This is a genomic window from Shigella dysenteriae, from assembly GCF_022354085.1.
In the GTDB taxonomy this organism is placed as follows: domain Bacteria; phylum Pseudomonadota; class Gammaproteobacteria; order Enterobacterales; family Enterobacteriaceae; genus Escherichia; species Escherichia coli.
Window position 1 is genome coordinate 171199 of record NZ_CP055055.1, and the last position, 16145, is coordinate 187343.

Below are 16145 nucleotides of genomic sequence, written 5' to 3' on the forward strand. Positions count from 1 at the left end.
ACTCCGGTGTGGTTATTCTGCCCCTCTGGAGAAGAGTCGTGAAGCGACCTGCACTCATTCTTATCTGCCTGCTATTACAGGCCTGTTCAGCCACGACTAAAGAGCTGGGCAATTCACTGTGGGACAGTCTGTTCGGTACGCCAGGTGTACAGCTGACGGACGATGATATTCAAAATATGCCCTACGCCAGCCAGTACATGCAGCTTAATGGCGGGCCGCAGTTGTTTGTGGTGCTGGCCTTCGCTGAAGACGGACAACAAAAATGGGTCACTCAGGATCAGGCCACTCTCGTCACACAACATGGTCGTCTGGTGAAGACTCTGCTTGGCGGCGACAACTTGATTGAGGTGAATAACCTTGCCGCCGACCCGCTGATTAAACCCGCACAAATCATTGATGGTGCAACCTGGACGCGCACGATGGGCTGGACCGAATACCAGCAGGTACGCTACGCCACCGCACGCTCAGTCTTCAAATGGGATGGCACCGATACCGTCAAAGTCGGCAGCGATGAAACCCCGGTTCGCGTGCTGGACGAAGAAGTCTCCACCGACCAGGCGCGCTGGCATAACCGCTATTGGATCGACAGCGAAGGGCAAATTCGCCAGTCGGAACAGTATCTCGGCGCGGATTATTTCCCGGTGAAAACCACCCTCATCAAGGCGGCAAAACAATGATCAAACAAACTTTTGTCGCGTTGCTTTTGAGTGTGGGAGCGTCATCGGTCTTCGCGGCAGGAACCGTCAAGGTGTTCAGCAATGGCAGCAGTGAGGCCAAAACACTAACAGGCGCAGAGCATTTAATCGATCTGGTAGGCCAACCGCGGCTGGCAAACAGCTGGTGGCCCGGTGCGGTGATCAGCGAAGAGCTGGCAACGGCGGCAGCATTGCGTCAGCAGCAGGCGTTGCTGACACGGCTGGCAGAACAGGGCGCAGATTCCAGCGCCGACGATGCCGCTGCGATTAACGCCTTACGCCAGCAAATTCAGGCGTTGAAGGTGACGGGCAGGCAAAAAATCAATCTTGATCCCGATATCGTCCGCGTTGCTGAACGCGCTAACCCGCCGTTGCAGGGCAACTACACGCTGTGGGTCGGACCACCACCGTCCACGGTCACGTTGTTCGGGCTTATCAGCCGTCCTGGCAATCAGCCATTCACTCCCGGTCGCGACGTGGCGAGCTATCTCTCCGGGCAAAGTCTGCTTAGCGGTGCGGATCGCAGCTACGCGTGGGTGGTTTACCCGGACGGACGCACACAAAAAGCGCCGGTGGCTTACTGGAATAAGCGTCACGTAGAGCCGATGCCCGGCAGCATTATTTATGTTGGCCTCGCAGACTCCGTCTGGAGTGAGACGCCTGATGCCCTTAACGCCGACATTCTTCAGACTCTGACGCAGCGGATACCTCAATAATGAAAAAAAGACATCTGCTTAGCTTACTGGCGCTGGGCATTAGCACAGCTTGCTACGGCGAAACATATCCTGCGCCCATTGGTCCGTCGCAGTCGGATTTCGGTGGCGTAGGATTATTACAAACGCCCACCGCGCGTATGGCACGGGAAGGGGAGTTGAGTCTGAACTATCGCGATAACGATCAGTACCGTTATTACTCAGCTTCAGTGCAACTCTTCCCGTGGCTGGAAACAACGCTGCGCTACACCGACGTGCGCACCCGGCAGTACAGCAGCGTCGAAGCGTTCTCTGGCGATCAAACGTATAAAGATAAAGCCTTCGATCTCAAACTGCGTTTGTGGGAAGAGAGTTATTGGCTGCCGCAAGTGGCGGTTGGTGCGCGGGATATCGGCGGTACGGGGCTGTTTGATGCGGAATATCTTGTTGCCAGCAAAGCCTGGGGGCCGTTCGATTTTACGCTCGGCCTGGGCTGGGGATATTTGGGCACCAGCGGTAATGTGAAAAATCCGCTCTGTTCAGCCAGTGATAAATATTGCTATCGCGATAACAGCTACAAACAAGCGGGATCTATCGACGGCAGTCAGATGTTCCACGGCCCGGCCTCACTGTTTGGCGGCGTGGAATACCAGACGCCCTGGCAACCGCTGCGCCTGAAACTGGAGTATGAAGGTAATAATTATCAGCAGGATTTTGCCGGGAAGCTGGAGCAAAAAAGTAAGTTTAACGTCGGGGCGATTTATCGCGTTACCGATTGGGCCGACGTTAACCTTAGCTATGAACGTGGCAACACCTTTATGTTTGGCGTTACGTTACGCACCAACTTTAACGATCTGCGCCCGTCTTACAACGATAACGCCCGCCCGCAATATCAACCGCAGCCGCAGGATGCCATTTTGCAGCATTCGGTGGTGGCGAATCAGTTAACGCTGTTGAAATACAATGCCGGACTTGCCGATCCACAGATCCAGGCGAAAGGCGATACGCTGTATGTTACCGGCGAGCAGGTGAAATATCGTGATTCGCGCGAAGGGATCATCCGTGCTAATCGGATCGTGATGAACGATCTGCCGGATGGGATCAGAACGATCCGCATTACGGAAAATCGTCTTAACCTGCCGCAGGTGACGACGGAAACCGATGTCGCCAGCCTGAAAAATCATCTCGCCGGAGAGCCGTTGGGCCACGAAACGAAGCTGGCGCAAAAACGCGTCGAGCCAGTGGTTCCGCAGTCCACCGAGCAGGGCTGGTATATCGACAAATCACGCTTTGATTTCCATATCGATCCGGTGCTGAACCAGTCGGTCGGTGGCCCGGAAAACTTTTACATGTATCAGCTCGGCGTGATGGGAACGGCAGATTTGTGGCTGACGGACCATCTGCTGACCACCGGCAGCCTGTTTGCAAATCTTGCCAACAACTACGACAAGTTTAACTACACCAATCCGCCGCAGGACTCGCACTTACCGCGCGTGCGTACCCATGTGCGCGAGTATGTGCAGAATGATGTCTATGTGAATAACCTGCAAGCCAACTACTTCCAGCATCTGGGCAACGGCTTCTACGGTCAGGTCTACGGTGGTTATCTCGAAACCATGTTTGGCGGTGCGGGGGCAGAAGTGTTGTATCGCCCGCTGGACAGCAACTGGGCGTTTGGTCTGGATGCCAACTACGTTAAACAGCGCGACTGGCGTAGTGCAAAGGATATGATGAAATTCACCGACTACAGCGTGAAAACCGGACATCTGACCGCCTACTGGACGCCATCTTTCGCTCAGGATGTGTTAGTTAAAGCCAGCGTCGGGCAGTATCTGGCAGGGGATAAAGGCGGCACGCTGGAGATCGCTAAACGCTTTGACAGCGGCGTGGTGGTGGGCGGCTATGCCACGATCACCAACGTTTCGAAAGAGGAGTACGGCGAAGGGGACTTCACCAAGGGCGTGTATGTCTCGGTACCGTTGGATCTCTTCTCGTCTGGCCCGACACGCAGCCGTGCGGCGATTGGCTGGACGCCGCTGACGCGTGACGGTGGTCAGCAACTTGGGCGTAAGTTCCAGTTGTATGACATGACCAGCGACCGTAGCGTCAATTTCCGCTAAGTCATGGGAAAGGTGCCAGTTTTCGCAATCACTGGCACCCTCATTCTTAATGGCCTGTTGAGCCATCAGGAACGCAGTTCACCCCCGGTTTGCGATCTGGTGTGTAAAGGCGAAAACATTCTGTCTTCCTGTCCGTCGATATCGGTTGCAGGTCTGGTTGCCTGAGCGACTGGGCCATCATTGGGCTGGAGACATTGCTTTGCGGTAGGTCGGCTTTATCAGCAGTACCGAGCGGACCAGCATAAGCAGGAAGAACAGAGACTGATAACATCAAAGCAGCAAAATAAGGCTTCATTTTTACCACCTTTATCAGGTTACGTTTCATTTGTTCCAGAGGAACATTGTCGATTTTTCGCGCATTGCTGGTGGCTGGGAATCACCTGAATGGGTGATTTTTGAATTACCGGCTTTGGTGCGGTTTGTCTTGCCGGATGCGCCGCCAGGCGCGGCTTATCCGGCCTACGGGTAGGTATATCCGGCTTTGGTGGAGGCGCGCTCCAAATCCAGGTTGAACAAAACATACACAAAAAATATAGATCTCCGTCACATTTTTGCGTTATACAGGAAGCTCGCCACTGTGAAGGAGGTACTGCTATGACGTCACTCTCTCGTCCGCGCGTGGAGTTTATCTCCACCATTTTGCAGACCGTACTCAATCTTGGCCTGTTGTGCCTCGGCCTGATTTTGGTTGTCTTCCTCGGCAAAGAAACGGTGCATCTGGCTGATGTGCTGTTCGCGCCAGAACAAACCAGCAAATATGAGCTGGTAGAAGGACTGGTGGTTTACTTTCTCTATTTCGAATTTATCGCGCTGATTGTGAAGTACTTTCAGTCCGGTTTTCACTTCCCGCTACGTTACTTTGTCTATATTGGGATCACCGCCATTGTGCGCTTGATCATCGTCGATCATAAATCGCCACTGGATGTGTTGATCTACTCGGCTGCGATCCTGTTACTGGTGATCACCCTGTGGCTGTGTAATTCGAAACGGCTGAAGCGGGAGTAAAAAGACAGCACGCCGAACTGGCGTGGCGTGCTGGACAGGAAGATTACAGCGTAGCAGTTTGTTGTGTTTTCTTCGTTTCCGGTTCCCAGAGGGCTTCCAGCTCCTCAAGGGTTTTACCTTTGGTTTCCGGGACAAATTTCCACATAAATAGTGCTGCCAGAACGCCCATACACCCGTAAATCCAGTAGGAGAAACCGTTGTGGAAATGGGCCACCAGCCAGGAGTTTTTGTCCATCATCGGGAAGGTCCAGGAGACGAAGTAGTTCGCCAGCCACTGGGCCGCCACCGCGATTGCCAGCGCTTTACCACGAATGGCATTCGGGAAGATTTCCGACAGCAGAACCCAGCATACCGGACCCCAGGACATGGCAAAGGCGGCAACATAGAACAGCATCGACAGTAGCGCCACAATACCCGGTGCCTGAGTGTAAAACGCGGTACCGAGGCTAAACATACCGATTGCCATTCCGAGCGCGCCGATAATTTGCAGTGGCTTACGACCAAATTTATCCACCGTCATAATTGCCAGAACGGTGAAGGTGAGGTTGATAACTCCGACAATAATGGTCTGCAAAAGCGCGATATCCGTGCTGGCCCCCAGCGTTTTGAACACTTCCGGCGCGTAGTACAACACCACATTGATGCCGACAAATTGCTGGAAGATGGAGAGCATAACGCCGATTACAATCACGCCTACGCCAAACATCAGCAGACGACCACCGGTTTTGCGGCCATGATCCAGAGAGTGTTTAATTTCCTGTACTGCCTGAGTTGCAAGCGTGTTGCCCATAATTTTGCGCAGGATACCTTCCGCCTGTTCTTGCTTGCCGCGTGACATCAGCCAGCGAGGACTTTCTGGCACGGTATACAGCAGCATTAAGAACAGCAGTGCAGGGATACATTCCGAGGCAAACATATAACGCCAGCCGTCAGTATTCAGCCAGGAGGCGTCGCCGGAACGGGCAATAAAATAGTTCACACAGTAAACTAAAAGTTGCCCGAAAATAATCGCAAACTGGTTAAATGAAACCAGTTTCCCGCGAATATGAGCAGGAGCCAGTTCCGCAATATACATTGGTGAAAGCATTGAGGCTAAACCAACGCCAATACCGCCAATAATACGATAAATAACAAATTCCGGGACATAACCTGCCAGATAAACAGGCACTGTGTTGTCCGGGTTTATAGAGGTAAAACCAAGTTCTGGCCAGGCAGAACCTACACCAGAAATAAAAAACAGGACAGCAGCAATCTTAAGTGAATCACGACGACCGAAGCGGTTACTGCAATAACCACCGAGGGCACCGCCGATGATGCAACCAATCAGAGCGCTGGCCACGCAAAACCCTAACAGGGAGTTGGCAGCGGATTCACTTAAGTTTTGTGGAGCAACAAAGACGGTATTGAGTGACTCAACAGTACCGGAAATAACGGCGGTGTCGTAGCCAAATAATAAACCACCTAATGTAGCGACTAAGGTAATCGAAAATATATAACTGGAATTATACTGGGTATTCATTCAGACCTGCCTTAGACCATTCTGATCTTTTATCAGTGCATTGATGTTGGAATTGTCAGGCAGTTAAGGCAATTATCATTTTTTACAATGCGTTTACGTAATGTCTTTTCTGTGATCTTAATTGTGATAATTATCCAAAATTGATAAAAACAATACTATTGCCGTGACTCAGAGCACGAAAGAGAATTATCGTAAGAGGGAAAACAAATAACGTAAAAATAATAAGTTCTATGATGGAAATATTAACCGGCGAACGATTCAGATTGCAGACGAAAGAAAAAAAGGCGCTCCGTGGAGCGCCGAATAACAGTCACAAGTTGGGATAACGTAAGTTGAGGGTGCAGCGGCATAACATTGGCAGAACAACATCTTTAACCTTTCACACCACCTGCCGTCAGGCCGTTGACCAGCCAGCGTTGAGCCAGCAAGAAGACGATGGTGATCGGTAATGCAGACATCACGGCAGCGGCGGCAAAGTCACCCCACAGGTAGTTTTGCGGATTGAGGTATTGCTGCATCCCCACGGCCAGGGTGTAGCTGTTTACGTCACGCAGTAACAGCGACGCGACCGGAACTTCAGTAATGGCAGCGATAAACGACAGGATGAATACCACCGCCAGAATCGGTACTGACAGCGGCAACAGGACAAGGCGGAAGGCCTGCCACGGTGTCGCACCATCCAGCGCCGCCGCTTCTTCCAGCGAACTGTCGATGGTTTCGAAATAGCCTTTGATGGTCCAGACGTGCAGCGCAATCCCACCCAGATACGCGAAAATTACGCCGCCGTGAGTATTCAGGCCAATGAATGGAATGTACTCACCCAGACGATCAAACAACGCATACAACGCGACCAGTGAAAGTACTGCCGGGAACATCTGGAAAATCAGCATTCCTTTCAGCAGCGTCGCTTTGCCTGGAAAGCGCATACGGGCGAAAGCGTAGGCGCAGGTGGTGGAGAGCGCCACAATGCCAATCGCGGAAATCCCGGCGACCTTTACCGAGTTCCACAGCCACAGCAGTACCGGGAATGGCGGTGGCGTAATGCGACCATCAGCCTGTTCCACACTAAAACCTAACGCCAGTTTCCAGTGATCCCAGGAGATTTGCTCCGGGATCAGGCTACCGGTCGCGAAGTTTCCCTGACGCAGCGAGATAGCGACGACCATCAGCAGCGGGAACATAATCGCCGCGATAAAAAGTAGCAGTAGCAGGTGAGTAATAAACAAACGTGCTTTTTGCGATTTCGGTTGGACCATTGCCATTTTTGTTATCTCCCTTAATCAAACTTCATTCGCGTGGCTTTCAGGTTCACTATCGCCAGCGCACCCACCAGCAGGAAGATCAGCGTGGCAATTGCTGCTGCCAGACCGAAGTCCTGACCCCCGCCGCCTTCAAAAGCGATGCGGTAGGTGTAGTTAACAAGCAGGTCGGTATAACCGGCTGGCGTGGTCGTGCCAAGACGATCCGGGCCGCCGTTGGTTAACAGTTGAATCAGCACGAAGTTGTTAAAGTTAAAGGCGAAGCTGGCGATCATCAGCGGCGTCAGCGGTTTAATCAGCAGCGGCAGCGTAATCTTAAAGAAGTTCTGGAACGGACCTGCACCATCCATTGCTGAGGCTTCATACAAATCGTCCGGAATCGCTTTCAGCAAGCCCATGCAGAGGATCATCATGTACGGATAGCCCAGCCAGGTATTGACGATAATCAACATCGTTCGGGCGGTGGTCGGATCGCTGAACCAGGCGGGCTTCACGCCAAACAGCGCGCTCAACATCATGTTGATCTCACCGAAGCTCTGGTTAAACAACCCTTTGAAAATCAAGATTGAAATGAACGATGGCACCGCGTAGGGCAGAATCAGCAGGACGCGATAGACCGCTTTGCCGCGCAACGCTTCCCACTGCACCAGACACGCCAGAACCATGCCGACTGCCACCGTTAAAAAGACAGTGATCAGCGAGAACACCACGGTCCAGACGAAAATGGCGAGGAACGGTTTCTGAATGCCTTCGTCGGTGAAGACGCGAGTAAAGTTTTTCCAGCCGGTGGTCACGGTGTAACCGGGGCTTAGCTTTTCATCACCCCAGTTGCCGTCGGCGGTAATGGACTGGTAAAAGCCAATTTGGTTATTCGGACGATATTTCACGCCGCTCTGATTATTCGTCAACGTGCCGTCACCGTCGAGTGTGTAGAGCGGCTGCGTGCCAGAAAACTGGCGCAGGGAGCTCATCATCACTTTGTTGCCATCCGGCAGAATGGCGGTAATGTCACTCAGCGCCTGACGATTCTGGGTAATCACGCGTAGATTCGCGCGTTCGCCTTCGGGCTGGGTGGTCGTTTCTTTCAGTTGCAGTTTTTGCTCGCCGCCAAATTTAAAAGCGTCGGAGAGGTAATTTTTGCCGGTTTCGCCGTCGCTGAGGGCTAGTTGCCACTCATCGCCCGCCGGGTAAAGACCAAAATTATAGGTTTTGCCTGCTTGCCAGGAGCGATCTAGCAACACTTCCTGCGCACGTTCAAAAGTCAGCTGGTTAGTGCTGCTGTAGTTGGTGAAGGCAATGGCGATGGTGCAGACCAGAGGGAAGAGGACGAATAATCCCATTCCAGCCATTCCCGGGTAAACATAGCGCCAGGCGTAGGCTTTACGATTGGCGAAAATATACAGCCCCGCTGAACTCAATATCAGCGTGGTAATGGCGAACAGGTATTCCCCTTGTGCGTACATTAAAACAACAAGGTAACCCACCAGCAGGCCGAGCAGACCTAACACTGACCATTTCAGCGCGTCGCTTTGCCACCAATGTTTCTTTTTAATGACATCCATGGGGTTCTTCCTCATTCCAGGACGGATAAGGCTTTCACGCCTTATCCGACAACAACTGCCTGATGCGACGCTGACGCGTCTTATCAGGCCTACATACGTTTCGGTTTTGTAGGCCGGACAAGGCGTTCACGCCGCATCCGGCATTTCACAGCATTACTTGGTGATACGAGTCTGCGCGTCTTTCAGGGCTTCATCGACAGTCTGACGACCGCTGGCGGCGTTGATCACCGCAGTACGCACGGCATACCAGAAAGCGGACATCTGCGGGATGTTCGGCATGATTTCACCTTTCTGGGCGTTTTCCATGGTGGCGGCAATACGTGGATCTTTCGCCAACTCTTCCTCGTAAGACTTCAGCGCTACGGCACCCAGCGGTTTGTCTTTATTAACCGCTTCCAGACCTTCGTCAGTCAGCAGATAGTTTTCGAGGAACTCTTTCGCCAGCTCTTTGTTCGGACTGGCGGCGTTAATACCGGCGCTCAGCACGCCAACGAACGGTTTAGATGGTTGACCTTTGAAGGTCGGCAGTACCGTTACACCATAATTCACTTTGCTGGTGTCGATGTTGGACCATGCCCACGGGCCGTTGATGGTCATCGCTGTTTCGCCTTTATTAAAGGCAGCTTCTGCGATGGAGTAATCGGTGTCTGCATTCATGTGTTTGTTTTTAATCAGGTCAACCAGGAAGGTCAGACCCGCTTTCGCGCCAGCGTTATCCACGCCCACGTCTTTAATGTCGTACTTGCCGTTTTCATACTTGAACGCATAACCCCCGTCAGCAGCAATCAGCGGCCAGGTGAAGTACGGTTCTTGCAGGTTGAACATCAGCGCGCTCTTACCTTTCGCTTTCAGTTCTTTATCCAGCGCCGGGATCTCTTCCCAGGTTTTTGGCGGGTTCGGCAGCAGATCTTTGTTATAAATCAGCGATAACGCTTCAACAGCGATCGGGTAAGCAATCAGCTTGCCGTTGTAACGTACGGCATCCCAGGTAAACGGATACAGCTTGTCCTGGAACGCTTTGTCCGGGGTGATTTCAGCCAACAGGCCAGATTGAGCGTAGCCACCAAAACGGTCGTGCGCCCAGAAGATAATGTCAGGGCCATCGCCAGTTGCCGCAACCTGAGGGAATTTCTCTTCCAGTTTATCCGGATGCTCAACGGTGACTTTAATTCCGGTATCTTTCTCGAATTTCTTACCGACTTCAGCGAGACCGTTATAGCCTTTATCGCCGTTAATCCAGATTACCAGTTTACCTTCTTCGATTTTGGCGAGAGCCGAGGCGGAAAACATCATCGTCGTTAATGCGGATAATGCGAGGATGCGTGCACCTGTTTTTATTTTCATAATCTATGGTCCTTGTTGGTGAAGTGCTCGTGAAAACACCTAAACGGACTCTAGTTTCTTTATACGGCAACCTCTTTCCATCCTCCTTGCCCCTACGCCCCACCGTTGCTTTGTGTGATCTCTGTTACAGAATTGGCAGTAATGTGGAGATGCGCACATAAAATCGCCACGATTTTTGCAAGCAACATCACGAAATTCCTTACATGACCTCGGTTTAGTTCACAGAAGCCGCGTTCTCATCCTCCCGCCTCCTCCCCCATAAAAAAGCCAGGGGGTGGAGGATTTAAGCCATCTCCTGATGACGCATAGTCAGCCCATCATGAATGTTGCTGTCGATGACAGGTTGTTACAAAGGGAGAAGGGCATGGCGAGCGTACAGCTGCAAAATGTAACGAAAGCCTGGGGCGAGGTCGTGGTATCGAAAGATATCAATCTCGATATCCATGAAGGTGAATTCGTGGTGTTTGTCGGACCGTCTGGCTGCGGTAAATCGACTTTACTGCGCATGATTGCCGGGCTTGAGACGATCACCAGCGGCGACCTGTTCATCGGTGAGAAACGGATGAATGACACTCCGCCAGCAGAACGCGGCGTTGGTATGGTGTTTCAGTCTTACGCGCTCTATCCCCACCTGTCAGTAGCAGAAAACATGTCATTTGGCCTGAAACTGGCAGGCGCAAAAAAAGAGGTGATTAACCAACGCGTCAACCAGGTGGCGGAAGTGCTACAACTGGCGCATTTGCTGGATCGCAAACCGAAAGCGCTCTCCGGTGGTCAGCGTCAGCGCGTGGCGATTGGCCGTACGCTGGTGGCCGAGCCAAGCGTATTTTTGCTCGATGAACCGCTCTCCAACCTCGATGCTGCACTGCGTGTGCAAATGCGTATCGAAATCTCCCGTCTGCATAAACGCCTGGGCCGCACAATGATTTACGTCACCCACGATCAGGTCGAAGCGATGACGCTGGCCGACAAAATCGTGGTACTGGACGCCGGTCGCGTGGCGCAGGTAGGGAAACCGCTGGAGCTGTACCACTATCCGGCAGACCGTTTTGTCGCCGGATTTATCGGTTCGCCAAAGATGAACTTCCTGCCGGTAAAAGTGACCGCCACCGCAATCGATCAAGTGCAGGTGGAGCTGCCGATGCCAAATCGTCAGCAAGTCTGGCTACCTGTTGAAAGCCGTGATGTCCAGGTTGGAGCCAATATGTCGCTGGGTATTCGCCCGGAACATCTACTGCCGAGTGATATCGCTGACGTCATCCTTGAGGGTGAAGTTCAGGTCGTCGAGCAACTCGGCAACGAAACCCAAATCCATATCCAGATCCCTTCCATTCGTCAAAACCTGGTGTACCGCCAGAACGACGTGGTGTTGGTAGAAGAAGGTGCCACATTCGCTATCGGCCTGCCGCCAGAGCGTTGCCATCTGTTCCGTGAGGATGGCACTGCATGTCGTCGACTGCATAAGGAGCCGGGCGTTTAAGCACCCCACAAAACACACAAAGCCTGTCACAGGTGATGTGAAAAAAGAAAAGCAATGACTCAGGAGATAGAATGATGATTACTCTGCGCAAACTTCCTCTGGCGGTTGCCGTCGCAGCGGGCGTAATGTCTGCTCAGGCAATGGCTGTTGATTTCCACGGCTATGCACGTTCCGGTATTGGCTGGACAGGTAGCGGCGGTGAACAACAGTGTTTCCAGACTAGCGGTGCTCAAAGTAAATACCGTCTTGGCAACGAATGTGAAACTTATGCTGAATTAAAATTGGGTCAGGAAGTGTGGAAAGAGGGCGATAAGAGCTTCTATTTCGACACTAACGTGGCCTATTCCGTCGCGCAACAGAATGACTGGGAAGCTACCGACCCGGCCTTCCGTGAAGCAAACGTGCAGGGTAAAAACCTGATCGAATGGCTGCCAGGCTCCACCATCTGGGCAGGTAAGCGCTTCTACCAACGTCATGACGTTCATATGATCGACTTCTACTACTGGGATATTTCTGGTCCTGGTGCCGGTCTGGAAAACATCGATGTTGGCTTCGGTAAACTCTCTCTGGCAGCAACCCGCTCCTCTGAAGCAGGTGGTTCTTCCTCTTTCGCCAGTAACAATATTTATGACTATACCAACGAAACCGCGAACGACGTTTTCGATGTGCGTTTAGCGCAGATGGAAGTCAACCCGGGCGGCACATTAGAACTGGGTGTCGACTACGGTCGTGCCAACCTGCGTGATAACTATCGTCTGGTTGATGGCGCATCGAAAGACGGCTGGTTATTCACTGCTGAACATACTCAGAGTGTCCTGAAGGGCTTTAACAAGTTTGTTGTTCAGTACGCTACTGACTCGATGACCTCGCAGGGTAAAGGTCTGTCGCAGGGTTCTGGCGTTGCATTTGATAACGAAAAATTTGCCTACAATATCAACAACAACGGTCACATGCTGCGTATCCTCGACCACGGTGCGATCTCCATGGGCGACGACTGGGACATGATGTACGTGGGTATGTACCAGGATATCAACTGGGATAACGACAACGGCACCAAGTGGTGGACCGTCGGTATTCGCCCGATGTACAAGTGGACGCCAATCATGAGCACCGTGATGGAAATCGGCTACGACAACGTCGAATCCCAGCGCACCGGCGACAAGAACAATCAGTACAAAATTACCCTCGCACAACAATGGCAGGCTGGCGACAGCATCTGGTCACGCCCGGCTATTCGTGTCTTCGCAACCTACGCCAAGTGGGATGAGAAATGGGGTTACGACTACACCGGTAACGCCAATACCAACACTAACTTCGGCAAAGCCGTTCCTGCTGATTTCAACGGCGGCAGCTTCGGTCGTGGCGACAGCGACGAGTGGACCTTCGGTGCCCAGATGGAAATCTGGTGGTAATAGCAAAACCTGGGCCGGATAAGGTGCTTGCGCCGCATCCGGCATCCAACGCCTGATGCGACGCTTGCGCGTCTTATCAGGCCTACAACGGCTGTCAAATGTAGGCCGGATAAGGCGTTTACGCCGCATCCGGCATAAAAACAGGTTGTCATTATCTGAAAGGGGCGCAAGCCCCTCTGATTATCGGGTTTAGCGCGCTATTGCCTGGCTACCGCTGAGCTCCAGATTTTGAGGTGAAAACAATGAAAATGAATAAAAGTCTCATCGCCCTCTGTTTATCAGCAGGGTTGCTGGCAAGCGCGCCTGGAATCAGCCTTGCCGATGTTAACTACGTACCGCAAAACACCAGCGACGCGCCAGCCATTCCATCTGCCGCGCTGCAACAACTCACCTGGACACCGGTCGATCAATCTAAAACCCAGACCACCCAACTGGCGACCGGCGGCCAACAACTGAACGTTCCCGGCATCAGTGGTCCGGTTGCTGCGTACAGCGTCCCGGCAAACATTGGCGAACTGACCCTGACGCTGACCAGCGAAGTGAACAAACAAACTAGCGTATTTGCGCCGAACGTGCTGATTCTTGATCAGAACATGACCCCATCAGCCTTCTTCCCCAGCAGTTATTTCACCTACCAGGAACCAGGCGTGATGAGTGCAGATCGTCTGGAAGGCGTTATGCGCCTGACACCGGCGTTGGGGCAGCAAAAACTTTATGTTCTGGTCTTTACCACGGAAAAAGATCTCCAGCAGACGACCCAACTGCTCGACCCGGCTAAAGCCTATGCCAAAGGCGTCGGTAACTCGATCCCGGATATTCCCGATCCGGTTGCTCGTCATACCAGCGATGGCTTACTGAAACTGAAAGTGAAAACGAACTCCAGCTCCAGCGTGTTGGTCGGGCCTTTATTTGGTTCTTCCGCTCCAGCTCCGGTTACGGTAGGCAACACTGCGGCACCAGCTGTGGCTGCACCCGCTCCGGCACCGGTGAAGAAAAGCGAGCCGATGCTCAACGACACGGAAAGTTATTTTAATACCGCGATCAAAAACGCTGTCGCGAAAGGTGATGTTGATAAGGCGTTAAAACTGCTTGATGAAGCTGAACGCCTGGGATCGACATCTGCCCGTTCCACCTTTATCAGCAGTGTAAAAGGCAAGGGGTAATTACGCCCCACAGTGCTGATTTTGCAACAACTGGTGCGTCTCCTGGCGCACCTTTTTTTATGCTTCATTCCAGGGATATGAGCGATTTTTTATAGTACTTCACTTCTTCTTCACTAAGAATATCCATTATCTCAATGCATTATCAGAGATTCTTTTCCTTTCGCCGGTAGTGTCTGGACGCTCAGGCTACTTTTTCCAGTTATTTCATTTCTGTAATGCAGAGGTTTTATGTTAGGTCATATCTCAAAGTTTGACGGCAATAACTCTTTGATAAAACATGGTGTGGTGCAAGGAAATAATATAGTAGATTTTGATTTACTACGTAATTTTAATGGGGTGCCAGGGTTAAATCGAGAAAACTTTATTTATATCAGCAATATTTTTTTAAATATAAAACAACGGAACGAAAAAAATCATTCAATAAATATGTTTCGTGAAGTCTCAATCAGTGGTGATATTGTAAGCGTAAAATTTTATAGAAATGAAAAAATAGAATGCGCTTGTGATTTTATGATGGCTAAAGATGCGCAGGGGTATATCGACCTGTCTGAATTGGATTTAACAAGTTGTCATTTTAAAGGTGACGTTATTTCGAAGGTGTCTTTCATATCATCAAATCTACAACATGTAACATTCGAATGTAAAGAAATTGGGGATTGCAATTTTACTACTGCAATAGTTGATAATGTCATATTTAAATGTCGACGTTTACACAATGTAATTTTTATCAAAGCGAGTGGTGATTATGTCGATTTTAGCAAAAATATTCTTGATACAGTTGACTTCTCGCAGAGTCAACTTACTCATAGTAATTTTTGGGAATGTCAGATTAGAAATTCAAACTTCGATCATTGTTATCTTTATGCTTCGCACTTCACCAGAGCAGAATTTCTTACTGACAAAGAAATATCATTTATTAAATCGAATTTAACAGCTGTTATGTTTGATCATGTGCGAATATCGACAGGGAATTTTAAAGACAGCGTTACACAACTAATGGTATTATCTATTGATTACTCAGATATATTTGGAAATGAATATCTCGATGGTTATATCAATAACATTATAAAAATGATTGATTCGTTGCCAGATGATCCAGCGATATTGAAATCCGTTCTGGCAGTAAAACTGGTGATGCAATTAAAAATTCTTAATATTGTTAATAAAAACTTTATTGAGAATATGAAGAAAATATTTAGCCATGGTCCTTATATAAAAGATCCCATTATACGTAGTTATATCCATCCTGATGAAGATAACAAGTTCGATAATTTTATGCGTCAAAATCGATTCAGTAAGGTGAATTTCGATACCCAACAGATGATCGATTTTATTAACAGATTTAATATGAATAAATGGCTGATTGATCGAAATAACAATTTTTTTATCCAACTTATCGATCAGGCTCTACGATCAACGAATGATACGATCAAAGAAAATGCCTGGCATCTTTATAAAGAGTGGATTCGTAGTGATGATGTTTCACCTTTATTTATAGAAATTGAAGATAATTTAAGAACCTTTAACACGAATGAATTAACACGAAACGATAATATCTTTATCTTGTTCTCCTCTGTCGATGATGGGCCAGTTATGGTGGTAAGCTCCCAGCGCTTACATGATATGTTGAATCCTACAAAAGATACCAATTGGAATTCCACGTATATCTACAAATCCAGACATGAGATATTGCCTGTTAATCTTACTCCGGAAACACTTTTCGGCTCCAAATCTCAGGATAAACATGCACTTTTCCCCATTTTTACTGAGAGTTGGCGAGCTAATCGTATAAAGAATAAAGGTATTTAAGTAAAGGAAAACATCACCGTTCCTGGCATCCTGGGCGGTGATGCCCCTATGGTTGCCCTCGCCAGCACGGGCATCGGCAAAGCGT

Annotated in this window: 14 protein-coding genes; 9 read left to right on the plus strand and 5 right to left on the minus strand. The window is 50.3% G+C overall.

The genetic code is table 11. The features are described 5' to 3' along the window. Nucleotides 1–38 precede the first annotated feature (38 nt). The 3 genes from HUZ68_RS00800 to HUZ68_RS00810 are packed head-to-tail and all read left to right on the plus strand — an operon-like array spanning nucleotide 39 to nucleotide 3507. Complete coding sequence (locus tag HUZ68_RS00800; RefSeq protein WP_001362085.1) at nucleotides 39–677, plus strand: YjbF family lipoprotein; 639 nt, start codon at nucleotides 39–41, stop codon at nucleotides 675–677. Continuing rightward, complete coding sequence (locus HUZ68_RS00805) at nucleotides 674–1411, plus strand: capsule biosynthesis GfcC family protein (RefSeq protein WP_033814900.1); 738 nt, start codon at nucleotides 674–676, stop codon at nucleotides 1409–1411. Before HUZ68_RS00800 ends, HUZ68_RS00805 begins: the two co-directional genes overlap by 4 nt. Further along, nucleotides 1411–3507: a YjbH domain-containing protein gene (locus HUZ68_RS00810; protein WP_033814901.1), complete on the plus strand. Its 2097-nt coding sequence runs from the start codon at nucleotides 1411–1413 to the stop codon at nucleotides 3505–3507. The genes HUZ68_RS00805 and HUZ68_RS00810 overlap by 1 nt, the downstream gene beginning before the upstream one ends. 46 nt (nucleotides 3508–3553) lie before the next feature. Here HUZ68_RS00810 and HUZ68_RS00815 read toward each other — a convergent pair whose 3' ends face one another. Further along, complete coding sequence (locus HUZ68_RS00815; RefSeq protein ID WP_001295279.1) at nucleotides 3554–3832, minus strand: periplasmic protein; 279 nt, start codon at nucleotides 3830–3832, stop codon at nucleotides 3554–3556. On the opposite strand from HUZ68_RS00815, the gene HUZ68_RS00820 reads away from it, so the two are divergent. Continuing rightward, on the plus strand, nucleotides 3833–3976 hold the full coding sequence (locus tag HUZ68_RS00820; protein WP_000487766.1) for a hypothetical protein: 144 nt from the start codon (nucleotides 3833–3835) through the stop codon (nucleotides 3974–3976). A 125-nt stretch (nucleotides 3977–4101) separates the two neighbouring features. Continuing rightward, complete coding sequence (psiE, locus tag HUZ68_RS00825; protein WP_000202902.1) at nucleotides 4102–4512, plus strand: phosphate-starvation-inducible protein PsiE; 411 nt, start codon at nucleotides 4102–4104, stop codon at nucleotides 4510–4512. 43 nt (nucleotides 4513–4555) lie between these two features. On the opposite strand, the gene xylE is transcribed toward psiE, so the two are convergent. The 4 genes from xylE to malE all read right to left on the minus strand — a co-directional run bounded on the left by xylE (nucleotide 4556) and on the right by malE (nucleotide 10196). Next, on the minus strand, nucleotides 4556–6031 hold the full coding sequence (gene xylE, locus HUZ68_RS00830) for a D-xylose transporter XylE (RefSeq protein WP_001097274.1): 1476 nt from the start codon (nucleotides 6029–6031) through the stop codon (nucleotides 4556–4558). A 371-nt stretch (nucleotides 6032–6402) separates the two neighbouring features. Then, nucleotides 6403–7293, minus strand: a complete 891-nt coding sequence (gene malG / locus HUZ68_RS00835; RefSeq protein WP_001252058.1) for a maltose ABC transporter permease MalG — start codon at nucleotides 7291–7293, stop codon at nucleotides 6403–6405. Nucleotides 7294–7307: 14 nt separating this feature from the next. After that, entirely contained in the window at nucleotides 7308–8852 is a 1545-nt protein-coding gene (gene malF, locus HUZ68_RS00840) for a maltose ABC transporter permease MalF (protein ID WP_001341737.1), read from the minus strand. Nucleotides 8853–9005: 153 nt separating this feature from the next. Beyond that, nucleotides 9006–10196: a maltose/maltodextrin ABC transporter substrate-binding protein MalE gene (gene malE / locus HUZ68_RS00845; protein WP_000695387.1), complete on the minus strand. Its 1191-nt coding sequence runs from the start codon at nucleotides 10194–10196 to the stop codon at nucleotides 9006–9008. Between the two features lie 364 nt (nucleotides 10197–10560). On the opposite strand from malE, the gene malK reads away from it, so the two are divergent. From malK to HUZ68_RS00865, 4 genes are all read left to right on the plus strand, one after another. Then, the gene (malK, locus tag HUZ68_RS00850) at nucleotides 10561–11676 is read left to right on the plus strand and encodes a maltose/maltodextrin ABC transporter ATP-binding protein MalK (protein WP_000179165.1); all 1116 of its coding nucleotides are present in this window, start codon (nucleotides 10561–10563) and stop codon (nucleotides 11674–11676) included. A 71-nt stretch (nucleotides 11677–11747) separates the two neighbouring features. Beyond that, nucleotides 11748–13088, plus strand: coding sequence for a maltoporin LamB (lamB, locus tag HUZ68_RS00855; protein WP_239594007.1), 1341 nt, complete (start codon nucleotides 11748–11750; stop codon nucleotides 13086–13088). 242 nt (nucleotides 13089–13330) lie between these two features. Then, nucleotides 13331–14251, plus strand: coding sequence for a maltose operon protein MalM (gene malM / locus HUZ68_RS00860; RefSeq protein ID WP_032265857.1), 921 nt, complete (start codon nucleotides 13331–13333; stop codon nucleotides 14249–14251). A gap of 228 nt (nucleotides 14252–14479) precedes the next feature. Then, a complete protein-coding gene (locus HUZ68_RS00865; RefSeq protein ID WP_033814903.1) occupies nucleotides 14480–16060 on the plus strand; it encodes a SopA family protein in 1581 nt (526 codons plus the stop codon). The last annotated feature ends 85 nt before the right edge of the window (nucleotides 16061–16145 follow it).

Coding starts and splice junctions, on each gene's coding strand:
- HUZ68_RS00805 (WP_033814900.1), top strand. CDS start 674: ATGATCAAACAAACTTTTGTCGCGTTGCTTTTGAGTGTGGGAGCGTCA.
- HUZ68_RS00810 (WP_033814901.1), top strand. CDS start 1,411: ATGAAAAAAAGACATCTGCTTAGCTTACTGGCGCTGGGCATTAGCACA.
- HUZ68_RS00815 (WP_001295279.1), bottom strand. CDS start 3,832: ATGAAACGTAACCTGATAAAGGTGGTAAAAATGAAGCCTTATTTTGCT.
- psiE (WP_000202902.1), top strand. CDS start 4,102: ATGACGTCACTCTCTCGTCCGCGCGTGGAGTTTATCTCCACCATTTTG.
- xylE (WP_001097274.1), bottom strand. CDS start 6,031: ATGAATACCCAGTATAATTCCAGTTATATATTTTCGATTACCTTAGTC.
- malG (WP_001252058.1), bottom strand. CDS start 7,293: ATGGCAATGGTCCAACCGAAATCGCAAAAAGCACGTTTGTTTATTACT.
- malF (WP_001341737.1), bottom strand. CDS start 8,852: ATGGATGTCATTAAAAAGAAACATTGGTGGCAAAGCGACGCGCTGAAA.
- malE (WP_000695387.1), bottom strand. CDS start 10,196: ATGAAAATAAAAACAGGTGCACGCATCCTCGCATTATCCGCATTAACG.
- malK (WP_000179165.1), top strand. CDS start 10,561: ATGGCGAGCGTACAGCTGCAAAATGTAACGAAAGCCTGGGGCGAGGTC.
- lamB (WP_239594007.1), top strand. CDS start 11,748: ATGATGATTACTCTGCGCAAACTTCCTCTGGCGGTTGCCGTCGCAGCG.
- malM (WP_032265857.1), top strand. CDS start 13,331: ATGAAAATGAATAAAAGTCTCATCGCCCTCTGTTTATCAGCAGGGTTG.
- HUZ68_RS00865 (WP_033814903.1), top strand. CDS start 14,480: ATGTTAGGTCATATCTCAAAGTTTGACGGCAATAACTCTTTGATAAAA.